Source organism: Furfurilactobacillus milii (genome assembly GCF_009864005.1).
GTDB lineage: Bacteria > Bacillota > Bacilli > Lactobacillales > Lactobacillaceae > Furfurilactobacillus > Furfurilactobacillus rossiae_B.
On the sequence record NZ_WEZQ01000003.1, the window covers coordinates 1 to 11,506 of the forward strand.

Genomic DNA, 11,506 nt, shown 5'->3' on the forward strand with positions numbered 1-11,506 from the left:
CCAACGCCCCCTTAAAGTACTTAACTGGCAAACACCTTACCAAGTGATGCTGACTAATTTGTCAAAAAATTCGGATCAAATTTGCAATCTACCGTTTTAGAAAGCTTCAAGACGAGTTTGGAGGCAATTTGTAAGTATGATTGTGAGGCATGTGAAGAAATGCATGTGCGCTATGCAGGTAATCAAAAGTTGAACCAGTTTCTAACTAAATAAAGCAGATAAAACTATGAAATAGAGATAGTCTTATCTGCTTTATTTGTATATTAAATTAATGATTTTCAATGATAGATAAAAATTAAAATACTCCCTTATTCTTTATGATATTTTCACGCAAAGATTTAATCTTTTTCAAAACAGACGCATTATCAGCATGCTTTGCGAATACTTCCGCTGAGGTAAGGTATTCAGCATACTTGCCACCCATTTTATGCAGGTTCACGTCGATTATTGCTTTTGCATAGTAGAGAGAATCAACAAAAAAGAATGAACCAGACTTAAGAGAAATTTCCATTCCATATTCAACGCTTTGACTGGCTAAATCAAATTTTTCGACATTGATAAAGTACTGAGCCATGTCCGCAGCAATTAAAAGACCCCAGTATGCAAACTCTTGCAAAAACTCGGTGTCAAATGCGTTAAATACTTGTTGAAAATAAAAGTCAGCCAATTTGTTCTTTTTCTTTTCCTCGTACAGAACACCGAGCTCTGTTAATGATAACAGTTGAAAAATGTTTGGGCGGTCATCAGAACTACTGTTTTGAAGCAAATTATTGAATCCAAAAATAGCGGTATCATAGTCTTTTGTTAGCCATAATTTAGATTGTACTTTTAGAAAAAGCAAATGATCTTTTTCTAACTCGTCTTCAATATTGTCGGAATTATATTGGGACAATAAGTTGTTGACCGCAGCGTCCTGATATTTCATAAATAACAGATCCGCAGTGTGTAAATCAGATTTTAAATTTTTGTTCTCATGATTTCTTTTAACGTTTTTTGCATCAATTTGAATGTCAAGCTTTCTTGCGATTTGACTTAATAGTTTGCTGCTAGGGAGAACATTGTTTTTTTTCCAACTGACTTATAGTGGCTTGAGTTGTAATACCGTCTGCTAAGTCGGCTTGTGTTAATTGTTTTTCTTTTCGTGCACTTTTAATTAATTGACTTATATTCATATTCAGTATCACCACTAATTAAATTTGAAAGAGTTTAATTTTAAATATATAATAATATTATACTTATAGGAGGAGGAAATAAAATGAAACATTTAATTTTGTCTATAACCACACTTACTTTAGCACTGACTATTGGCTCTACAACTATCAATGCTGCCACTGCTCAACCAGTTGTTGCAAGTGAGCCTGTGAATACTGTGGCTCAATCGACAACACACAACAGACCGACAAATTACTACTTTTCACTTAAGGACGATTTGGGATATCGTTAATGGTTATTGTATTACAATAACTGGGCGGCGATAACATTTTTTTGTTGTGACTTCACAATTATTTAAATATGTGAATGGAAAACTTCAAACAGATCTTAGAAAATAAAAAAGTGATGGTTAATGAGTTTCGACATTAACCATCACTTTTTTACGAGTTAACCTTCATTGGAAATAGAAATTGGCCCCGTAAGTTTAACATACATAGAATTGATAAAGCCTAAACCCTGTAGCTGAAACCAAACAACGCCAGATGGATCACTGACTTCGCCATTGATAACAACAACACTACGATTGGCAATTGTTCCGGAAGGGCGGCCATATGGCTCAGCATAATAAGAAACCGATTTACCATCGACGAAGTCAATACTTCCGCGTGCTGAAACGGGTTGAATATTCCAATTATGTTCTTTATGTACATCCTGATGAGAAGTAGGACGTACAGGTGAATTATTCAGTGTAAAGGCATTTGGCTTGTACATAACCCACTGATTCGTGCCCATGTTGTACCAGAACTCACCATTATTTGTGGCAATTCGAGAAAATACTCGCCAAACTGATCCCACCGGCATTTCTAGTGCCTGCAATTCGCCATCAGGGCGATCGTAGGTTGGAACATCTTCTTGAATTGTGGCATACATTTGTACCTTTTCAACTTCGGCCCAATCGGATTCACGGAAATACAAACGTGCCTCTTGTTGTTCGTTTGTGAAGACGCCATCTAGATTGCCGGTGTGATGAAGTAAGCGGTAGTTGGCAAATTCGGGTACCTTTACTTCATAGTGATCGCCAATGGCACCACGAAGCACTTTTGGTTCAACTAATGTTTTACCAGAGTCAACGTCTGTGTAGTAAACCCAAACGGGAACTCCTTCAACTAATTCTTCACTCATAATTGCAGACCCCACTGAATATTAATTAATGATACAAGTATAGCGCATTCAAACTATGTCTTTAAAGGTAAAGCGTGTAATTAAATAATCTTTTATTAAAGGATTATCTCCAAAACAATGGACCTTTAATGTTGCATAAGCTTATTCTTAAAGCTGGTCGTGCAGGTGAAGGCATCGTGGACGTTTTTGGACAGCTATGAATATTTATGATCAAGATTTATTGTGCATAACGAAGACTACATTATCGTAGTGAAATACTTTTTGAAGCCAATCAGTAGTTGATAAAAATATTTTGACTAAGAGCTGGTTTCTTATTTTATGAAAGGTAATCAAGGAAACATTAATTTTGAAAAAAAGAATTGTTACTTTAGATGTGATTCGGACTGTGGCAATTGTATTGGTTGTTACGTGTCATTCGATCCAACAAACAATCCCTTTGCTTGGGATTAGTGGAGATGGTCGTCAATTTATAAATTATTCATTCGTAAAACAATGTGTTATGACTGGTATGTTTATCTTGGGACGAACTGGGGTTCCGTTATTTTTGATTTTGTCGGGATATTTAATGATTGATAGACCATTCACTGAGGTAGGCTATTTAAAGCATTTTTTGCGGCATAATTTGTTGTCATTGTTAGTTTGTTTTGAAATTTGGACCGGGCTTTATCAAATTTTCATTTATTTAGTGTTTAAGGTACATATAAGGTAGATTGTAAAATTAATCCAAACGCTGTTCGGACAAAAAAGATCAGCTTCCTTTAAAATGGTGTTTACCACAAACCCATTTTTTAGGAGCTGATCTTTTGTCTAGTATAACCTATTCTGACCAACGCCCCCTTAAAGTACTTAACTGGCAAACACCTTACCAAGTGATGCTGACTAATTTGTCAAAAAATTCGGATCAAATTTGCAATCTACCATAAGCATAAAAGATTATTTGTTTTCATTTTTGTTCTTAAATGATAAATCGTCTCAGTTGTTTTCAAAGTATCTGTGGCACTATTGGTATATTCCAGCCATAATTGGTTTGTATCTGGTATTACCATTTTTAGCAAACTCAATTGTAAAGGCAAATAAATCTCTTTTAGCTTCGTTCTTGATAGTTTCGATATTTTTTTCAATGATTGTGCCAGACATTAATAGCATTTTGGAATTTGCGAAAAAGATGCAAAGGAATACAACACTTTCAGTTGGACTAACTTTATCATTTAGCGCTGTTTATTTTGTTTTTGGAAATATCCTTAAGCGAGGACTGTTAAAAAAATGGACGCTTAAATGGTTATCAATTATTGGAATTTTGTCTTTCGTGATTTTGGTTTTTGGTAGTTTATATATCAACGGAAGTTTCTCTGTTTCTAATGCTCCAGTTTTTTGTGTATGGTATACAAATCCGATATTATTGATTTTTTCATTAGTAATATTTGAATTGTTAACAAGAATACCTGATTCAAAGAAATTGTCGCCGTTTACGATATTGTCTGAATTAAGTTTGGGTGTGTATTTGGTGCATAGACCGATTCAAATACTTTTACAAAAATCTCAATTAATAAATTTTAATATCGGAGTGAATTTTTTGATCCTATTGGTAAGCACGTTAATAATTAGTTATTGTCTCGTCTGGTTCATTAGTTTAATTCCGTTAGCCAAAAAGATGCTGCTAAATGTTAAGTGAAACTGCCGAACTTTTCCGGGTTATCTTGAAGGATAATACCAAGGTTAATGCAAAAGTGAAAACATATGTATGAAAAAAGGAGCACCCATCAGATTTCGATGGGTGCTCCTTTGCATAAAAACCTTTATTATCGTTCTTATTTCTTAGACTGTTCACTTTGTGCAACATTTGCCGTAGTGGTCTGTGTATCAGCCTCAACCTTAATGTTATCGCCATCCATTACAGCTTCAAGATTGTGTGTGTCAGGATTATCCAAGAAGAAATCGGCAATACGGTCTTCCAATTGTTCTTGAATAACTCGACGGAGTGGACGAGCACCCATTGTTGGGTTGTAACCTAAATCAACTAGCTTTTCTTCAACTGGCTTCGTTACACGAATGTGTAAGTTGCGGTTAGCCAACTGATCATTAACATCGTCTAGCATCAGTTCAACAATCTGACCCAAGTTTTCCTTGGAAAGGGAGTTGAATTCAACGATGTCATCAAAACGGTTTAAGAACTCAGGCTTGAAGTAGTTGCCTAGTTTGGCCATCAGACTAGCGTGTTCGTCTTGAGCAGCACCGAAACCAACGCTGTTCTCACCACTATCACCAGAACCGGCGTTAGAAGTCATGATGATGATGGTGTCCTTGAAGGATACTGTGCGACCTTGAGAATCAGTCAAACGACCGTCATCCAAGATCTGCAAGAACATATGCATAACATCTGGATGAGCCTTCTCAATTTCATCTAACAGAATCAATGAGTAAGGGTGACGACGAACTTGTTCAGTCAATTGACCGGCTTCTTCGTAACCAACATAACCAGGGGCGGAACCAATCAGTTTGGAAACACTGTATTGTTCCATATATTCACTCATATCAAAGCGAATCATGGCATCCTTTGAACCAAACAACTCTTTAGCAAGTTGTTTAGCCGTTTCCGTTTTACCGACACCGGTAGGACCGATGAAGAGGAAGGAACCGATAGGACGACCAGTTTGATTCAAACCAATTCGGTTACGACGAATGGCACGGGCGACCTTATCAACTGCCTGGTTTTGACCGATAACATGTTTTTCAAGCCGCTTGTCCAGATCCTTTAATTGGGTCTTTTCTTGCGCTTGCATGTCGCTAACTGGGATGTCAGTCTTTTCTTCGATAATGTGTTCGATATCTTTTTCAGTCACCGTTGCAGCATCATCGGGTTGTGGATTTTCGTCCGCGTCCTTCTTGGCTTTTTCTAACTGATTGACCTGATCACGATAGTAGGCAGCTTTCTCGTAATCTTCCTTGTCCAAAGCGGATTGCTTGTGTGCTTCCGCGGTGTGAATCTTATCTTCATAAGAGGTAGGGTCCACGTTGCGTAACGTTAAGTTCTTCTTTGAACCAGATTCATCAATTAAATCGATGGCCTTATCAGGCAAGAAGCGATCCTGAATGTAACGGGCTGACAAACGCGCTGCAGCTTCAATTGCTGCGTCGGTGTAGTGAACGTGGTGATAATCTTCGTAACGTTTCTGAATACCCTTTAAAATTGAAACGGTATCTTCAATAGAAGGTTCCTCGACTTCAATTGGTTGGAAACGACGGGCTAAAGCGGCGTCCTTTTCAATATCGCGGTATTCTTTCTGAGTTGTGGCACCGACGAGTTGGAATTCACCACGGGCAAGGGCAGGTTTCAATACATTACCAGCGTCCATGCCACCTTCAGCGTTACCTGCACCAACAACTTCGTGAATTTCATCGATAAACAAAATGATGTCATCGTTCTTTGAAACTTCACTCATTAATTGTTGCATGCGTTGTTCGAATTGGCCACGAATACCAGTTCCTTGAACCAGCGAAACAACATCCAATCGAATGATTTGTTTGTTAAGCAGCTTTTCAGGCACCTTACCGTTAACGATGGCTTGGGCCAAGCCTTCAACGACAGCCGTTTTACCAACACCAGCTTCACCAATCAGAACTGGGTTGTTCTTTGTCCGCCGATTTAAGATTTCGATAACGCGGTCAATTTCTGCGTCACGACCAATGACTGGGTCAATCTTGCCTGCTTTAGCCTGGTCAGTTAGGTTTAAACCGTATTGATCAAGTAGGGGATGCTTAGAGTTTTTATTATTGTTACCGCCGTTGTTATTACCACCGCGGCCTGCTTGTGTTTGTGGACCTTGTTGTGCTTGTTGAAAGTTATTGGCATTGACGTTACCGTTTTGCATTGCAGCAAAGAGGTCATCTAAATTACCAAAACCAAATGGATCTTGAGCCATATTTGTTGATCCTCCGTTTCTGTTCATTAAATTATTCTCAGCTTGTTGTAGAAGTTGATAGCAATTTTGGCAAAGATGTACTTGCATCTGTTGTCCGTTCATTGTGAGGCCTAAATGAATCGTTGCCTCATTTTGATGACAGTTTTGGCAAAGCATGTTATCGCTCCTTCTAAGGGCTCACCAGCAGTTCGAACGCGTACATATAATTGCTGATGGCGAAAGGAAGTTGATCGGTTGTCTTTCGTTTGACCAACTTTGACCTTTGACTAGTATTATACACACTAACAAAAAGTGTGCAAGGGAATTACCTCACTTTTTTAGCACTTTCTTTATTTGAGTGCTAATTTTTCTGTTATAGTTCGAAGATTGAGATTATGATTAATTGTGTACCAGAAAGATGGACACCTTTATACTCGTAAAGATGTTTCAGCCGCCATTTGAAATTAACTATTTTTGATATCAAGCATACTCATCGGAAGATTACTATAATCTCTCATTTCCGGCATCCCAGCGTTTCACTCTTTATGTGTCTAGATGGGGTGGCTCTAATGGAAGGTTTTTTAAAGTAAATGAATTTTATCATGTCCCTTATTGCGGGAAGTAAATAGCGCCAGTGATCTGGATTTTTTGAATCCAGATCACTGGCGCTATTTTGACGAATCTATATCAGAAAACAATTTTCCTTTGCGCAGAGAAATAGTTGAAAATAGCGGTGCATTGCAGGAATTTTATTTCATGAAATTCTGGTTTCTGACGTAATGTTTTCCAGCGGTGATGTCATACTGGATTAACTCGAAATCGTGCAATAAAATTCTTTGACGGTGTGTTAATTGACTAGTTGGTATAATGTGACCATTGCTGCCGGTGAACTGACCAGCCGCGTTATCTGTGTTGGTTGAAAAAGTTTTTGCACTCAGTGACATTGCCGGCGTATCGTGCAATAAATCTGTTTCAAGCGCATAAAATGGTGAGACCTTAACATTCATTTGTTCCATAGCTAATGCAGGAAATTCATATGGTGCCGTTATGGGGTATGACAATCGCTTTGCACCATGTGAGCGCGCAAAATTATTTGAATATACAAAATAATCTGTTTGGTGTAGTTGCTGTCCATAGGTGTTTGCACTTAATCCATTATAGATTCCTGGAAGGTGATCGCCATACCAAACCACTGTAATTGGACGTTGAATTCGATCAATTTTGGTAATGAAATCCTTGACTTGACTATCAGTGTAAGAGATACCTTTTGAATAATTTTCGATCTTTTCTTGAGTAGTCTTATCCGCGAAAGCAGTTCCAGAAACTTTAAATTGATTATGCTCATAGTAATTATTAAATGGCATATGATTTTGCATGGTAATTAAATTAATGAATTGTGAGTTCTTTTGACGGGATAGTTGCTGCAGAGTGTTCTCGTACGCAGTTTCGTCGGATAGATATGGATTTTTACCAATGTAGTGCTGATCGTCAATTTTGTCTTTACTGCCAAGATAGAAAAAGTTGTTAAATTTGAATTTTTTGTAGTCTGCGATGCGATCGTACATGTCACCACTGTAAGGATGAATGCCGGTTGAATCAGAAAATAAATTAGTGATTGCAGGGGCGTATTCAGCATTAGGCACTAGCTGGGTATAAGGTATCGGAAGAGTTGGTGAGAAATTTGTAATGGACAGGCCAGTTAATGTTTGATATTCCATGTTGGCTGTACCGCCACCGTAGCCAGAACTCATCATTAATCCAGAAGTGGTCCGTTCTTTTATAGTATCTATGTTTGGCATGGGGTTTTCATTTATCGTCATGTGGGGCACACGCCGTGGATCGGAAAAACTTTCACTCAAATTAAAAATTAATGTTTGCTGATTTAGTTTTGAAGTGCGACTTTTATTGATTACGATTGCACGTTTCTGATATTTATGAACAATCTTGTCGATCGTAGTTTTTGAGTAGTTACTAGGCTTGTCCATAACCTTGAAGTCCAGATTGTTTAAAAATTGAACCACCGGGCCATTTAGCATTACACCGACAGACTGCGCGTAAAAGGATGGGGCATTTTGAACGGTTTTTGAAATTTGGTTTGGTACACTGCCCAAGTGATTAAACTGTAGAGGAGTGGAAAAAATTACGATGGACCCTAAAACGTAAAAAAGTCTGCGAAGCATTGAGATTTTTTTAATTCTAACCGCTTTATTTAACAAGACACATAGAGCAATTAAAACGATTATTCCAACAATTGCTGAAATTAAAACAATCGGGTCGACCATCTTTAATATATCTGCATAACCGCTTACCATGACAACTTCAGAGGGTAGAATTGGTTCGTTTCGTAAGCTCATTTTTATTAATGTTGCAACGATTATGAGTACTGAAACGGCAAAGGTGATAATGTAAGAAAACCAAAAATTGTTTGTTAGACCGCGAATTAATAAGTAAAAAGCGGAAAAGAATACAAAATTCAAAAGGACAATTGGTTGCCTTAGAAAGAAAATAGCAATCCAAGCTGAAGTTGGTTTTAGAACAATCCATGTTGTTGTCGTGAAATGTGGATTCATAATAACGATGCTAAAGTAGCTAACAAAGTAAAGCGAAACAAATGTTAAAATGCCCCAGAAATGGGTCTTAAAAACTTTTTTGAATTTTGCTAATGTAAGTTCTTTCAAAAAAGAAGAAAACGTAAGTTGTTTAAAGTATCTCTGAGGGCGATTAAAAATTGGAGCGTTAACAGTGAGTACTTCAATTAGGGCGACAAAACAACTAAGCGTAAGGCCGATAGCCGCGTATAGAAGATACCATTTCCAATTCTGTAGAGAAGTTGCATGCTTAGTGATGACGTTTTGTAAATATTTTTCTGTTATCCACCTATAAGTCATCTCGTAACCAAATAATCCGGACGCCAAGAGATATAGATTTAATAGACCTTGACGATCCGAGAAGACTTTTGCATGAGATAATTGCATAATTATTGAGAATAAGGCGATAATGGCAATAATCATAAATGGGTTTACGCCATTAACGAAACGCAGACTGCTTGACAGGTTTAGATGTACAATGGCGGAAATATAGCTCATAGAGCAGTTAAGAATGATTTCTCCGAGGAAGCCAAGACAAAAATAGATAACAGATTTTTTAATGGTTGGCACGCCATAATGTCGCAAATAGTTGCCTGTTTCAAAAAAAAGCAGTGCGCCCCACACTCCGGTTTCATAATTGAGGGAAAATAAGTCATGACTGAATAAAGCTGAACTAATCAAAACAATCCAATAGATGTTTTTGAAAATTTGACCAGTATACGCTGAAAATAATTTTTCAATCAACGAATTTAAACACATTCCAATTAGCAGTCCAAGTAGAGCAGGAAAGACGTCCCTGAGAATTGGCAAAAAGACGTCGTATATCAATCCTGGGCCAGCGCCGTTTGTAAAGCGGAAAAAATGAAAAGAATGATTGCGCCATTAATGACCGTGAATATCCACGCTTGAAGTGGTGGTAGGAGACCTTCATGATTTTCACCAAATCTAAAACCTATCCAGATGAAGAGTAATGGAACTCCCATTAGCGTAATTGATCTAATTAAAATAGCTTGTAGCAGGGGGATAGAAACTTCTGTTCCTGCCGTGCTGAGCAAATGACTGCCGCTTCCGAATATAATGAAATTGAGAAATATTAAAGTGAGTGAAAGCAAGACTGCCACACTGTCACCAAAAGGGGAGTAAAATCTACGATTTACCTTACTTGATTGCAACTAAATTCACCGCCATTTTTTATTTGAGTTAAGCCTAATAAATTATACCCAAATAAGTCTTTAATTTAAGCAACAACATTAAAAAGTAAAGAAACAGAAATAATCCCGCAAATAATGCAATTGTTCCACAATTGCATTGTTTGAAAGTGTATGAAATAATAACGTACATCAATTTATGGGGAAAAGGTATGAAAAAAAGATTAAAATGGTTTTTGGGGTTCGGGATAATTGTACTTGGAGTTGTTACTTTTTCACTGCTGGGTGTGATGAAATTTAAGGTCGGACCAGTGCATTCAGTCCACATTGTTAATAGCAAAGTTCAACAGCATTTCTTTGGACACAAACCACAAGCAATTCCGGAAAATCATGCTCAAGGTAATACTGAAAAGCAAATTGATAGTCGTTTACAACATGTAGATTTTGTAGGGAACGCATTGGTTGTTAAAAACGGGAAGGTTATTTTTGAAAAAAGTTATGGACAAAGTGATGATTGTAATCAAATTTCAAACAAATTGAATTCAACCTTTGAAATTAACTCGATTCAGAAAATTTTTACTGGTGTTTTGGTCGCAAAGACCATCAGTAGCGGTAAATTAAATTACAATGATCGGCTGAGTAAATTTTATCCGCAAATCAGAGGTTCAAAATCAATAACCATCAGGCAAATGCTTGATATGACCTCTGGTCTGAGCATGGATCCAGTCGGTCCCAATTTTATGGTGAGTGATAAAAAAATTCTTGAGTGGGATTCGAAACACGTTATTCAGGATCCAAAACTTATCAACAAATGGGGTTATGCAGGTGTTAACTATAATTTACTTTCTGGAATTTTAGAAAAAGTTACAGGTAAGTCCTACAAACAACTTTTTGAGCAAACCTTCGTGAGAAGTTTAAAATTACGTCAAACAGGATTTGTTTACGATAGATCCTTGAGAAATCAAAGAGCAATCGGATACACTAATTCGGATGGCAGTACAATAGCATCATACAGAGAAGCCATAAACCCAGCTCCTTGGGCTGCTCATGATGAATTGGGCACCGGCCAAATATATATGAGCGCTCGTGATTTATATTGTGCTGAAAGAGCTATTATGCAAGGGAGAGTTCTTTCGCAGTCAGAGAGAAAACGGCTAGAACATCCTGGTAGTTCAAGACTTTATGGCGGTGGAACGTACGTATTTCGTGAAAAGGGAGTCACATTTATGCAAAACCATGGTTTTGGTTATGGGTTTGAATCTATGAGTGACATCTCGGAAGATGGTCAAACTGGTGTAATTTTACTTAGTAATTACTATCGGCCGTCGCGCTCCATCAGGCCCTTATCAACTTTGATTTTTGAACAAATTGCCAGTAACGAGTGGAAAGGATAGATTTGATATTCAGCAAATCATTGGATATGGTATGAAAAAAGAAATCTTATGGTAGATTGCAAATTTGATCCGAATTTTTTGACAAATTAGTCAGCATCACTTGGTAAGGTGTTTGCCAGTTAAGTACTTTAAGGGGGCGTTGG

Annotated in this window: 10 protein-coding genes; 4 read left to right on the forward strand and 6 right to left on the reverse strand. The window is 37.5% G+C overall.

From position 1 onward, the window contains the following. Positions 1 to 295: 295 nt before the first annotated feature. Both GB993_RS02505 and GB993_RS13240 read right to left on the reverse strand, forming a co-directional pair. Positions 296 to 925, reverse strand: coding sequence for a hypothetical protein (locus GB993_RS02505; RefSeq protein ID WP_161002972.1), 630 nt, complete (start codon positions 923 to 925; stop codon positions 296 to 298). A 121-nt stretch (positions 926 to 1,046) separates the two neighbouring features. After that, on the reverse strand, positions 1,047 to 1,172 hold the full coding sequence (locus GB993_RS13240) for a helix-turn-helix transcriptional regulator (RefSeq protein ID WP_161002973.1): 126 nt from the start codon (positions 1,170 to 1,172) through the stop codon (positions 1,047 to 1,049). An 83-nt stretch (positions 1,173 to 1,255) separates the two neighbouring features. Between GB993_RS13240 and GB993_RS02515 the strand changes: the two genes are divergently transcribed. Continuing rightward, complete coding sequence (locus GB993_RS02515; protein WP_161002974.1) at positions 1,256 to 1,444, forward strand: hypothetical protein; 189 nt, start codon at positions 1,256 to 1,258, stop codon at positions 1,442 to 1,444. Between the two features lie 155 nt (positions 1,445 to 1,599). Here GB993_RS02515 and GB993_RS02520 read toward each other — a convergent pair whose 3' ends face one another. Next, positions 1,600 to 2,334 (reverse strand): MucBP domain-containing protein, encoded by a 735-nt coding sequence (locus GB993_RS02520; RefSeq protein WP_161002975.1) that lies wholly within the window; start codon positions 2,332 to 2,334, stop codon positions 1,600 to 1,602. Between the two features lie 373 nt (positions 2,335 to 2,707). On the opposite strand from GB993_RS02520, the gene GB993_RS13245 reads away from it, so the two are divergent. Together GB993_RS13245 and GB993_RS13250 are read left to right on the forward strand one after the other, a co-directional pair. Beyond that, positions 2,708 to 3,043 carry an acyltransferase family protein gene (locus GB993_RS13245; RefSeq protein WP_431188875.1) on the forward strand — a complete coding sequence of 112 codons (336 nt, stop codon included), beginning with the start codon at positions 2,708 to 2,710 and terminating at the stop codon, positions 3,041 to 3,043. A 240-nt stretch (positions 3,044 to 3,283) separates the two neighbouring features. Next, positions 3,284 to 4,006, forward strand: a complete 723-nt coding sequence (locus GB993_RS13250) for an acyltransferase family protein (protein WP_431188876.1) — start codon at positions 3,284 to 3,286, stop codon at positions 4,004 to 4,006. A 136-nt stretch (positions 4,007 to 4,142) separates the two neighbouring features. Here GB993_RS13250 and GB993_RS02540 read toward each other — a convergent pair whose 3' ends face one another. The 3 genes from GB993_RS02540 to GB993_RS02550 all read right to left on the reverse strand — a co-directional run bounded on the left by GB993_RS02540 (position 4,143) and on the right by GB993_RS02550 (position 9,993). Beyond that, on the reverse strand, positions 4,143 to 6,410 hold the full coding sequence (locus tag GB993_RS02540; RefSeq protein ID WP_161002978.1) for an ATP-dependent Clp protease ATP-binding subunit: 2,268 nt from the start codon (positions 6,408 to 6,410) through the stop codon (positions 4,143 to 4,145). Positions 6,411 to 6,982: 572 nt separating this feature from the next. Continuing rightward, positions 6,983 to 9,565, reverse strand: coding sequence for an LTA synthase family protein (locus tag GB993_RS02545; RefSeq protein ID WP_161002979.1), 2,583 nt, complete (start codon positions 9,563 to 9,565; stop codon positions 6,983 to 6,985). An 80-nt stretch (positions 9,566 to 9,645) separates the two neighbouring features. Then, the gene (locus GB993_RS02550) at positions 9,646 to 9,993 is read right to left on the reverse strand and encodes a hypothetical protein (protein ID WP_161002980.1); all 348 of its coding nucleotides are present in this window, start codon (positions 9,991 to 9,993) and stop codon (positions 9,646 to 9,648) included. 188 nt (positions 9,994 to 10,181) lie between these two features. Between GB993_RS02550 and GB993_RS02555 the strand changes: the two genes are divergently transcribed. Beyond that, positions 10,182 to 11,363 (forward strand): serine hydrolase domain-containing protein, encoded by a 1,182-nt coding sequence (locus GB993_RS02555; RefSeq protein ID WP_161002981.1) that lies wholly within the window; start codon positions 10,182 to 10,184, stop codon positions 11,361 to 11,363. The last annotated feature ends 143 nt before the right edge of the window (positions 11,364 to 11,506 follow it).

What these genes read in the sequence shown, in the direction of transcription:
- GB993_RS02505 (WP_161002972.1), bottom strand. Translation starts at nt 925, where the DNA reads ATGAAATATCAGGACGCTGCGGTCAACAACTTATTGTCCCAATATAAT.
- GB993_RS13240 (WP_161002973.1), bottom strand. Translation starts at nt 1,172, where the DNA reads ATGAATATAAGTCAATTAATTAAAAGTGCACGAAAAGAAAAACAATTA.
- GB993_RS02515 (WP_161002974.1), top strand. Translation starts at nt 1,256, where the DNA reads ATGAAACATTTAATTTTGTCTATAACCACACTTACTTTAGCACTGACT.
- GB993_RS02520 (WP_161002975.1), bottom strand. Translation starts at nt 2,334, where the DNA reads ATGAGTGAAGAATTAGTTGAAGGAGTTCCCGTTTGGGTTTACTACACA.
- GB993_RS02540 (WP_161002978.1), bottom strand. Translation starts at nt 6,410, where the DNA reads ATGCTTTGCCAAAACTGTCATCAAAATGAGGCAACGATTCATTTAGGC.
- GB993_RS02555 (WP_161002981.1), top strand. Translation starts at nt 10,182, where the DNA reads ATGAAAAAAAGATTAAAATGGTTTTTGGGGTTCGGGATAATTGTACTT.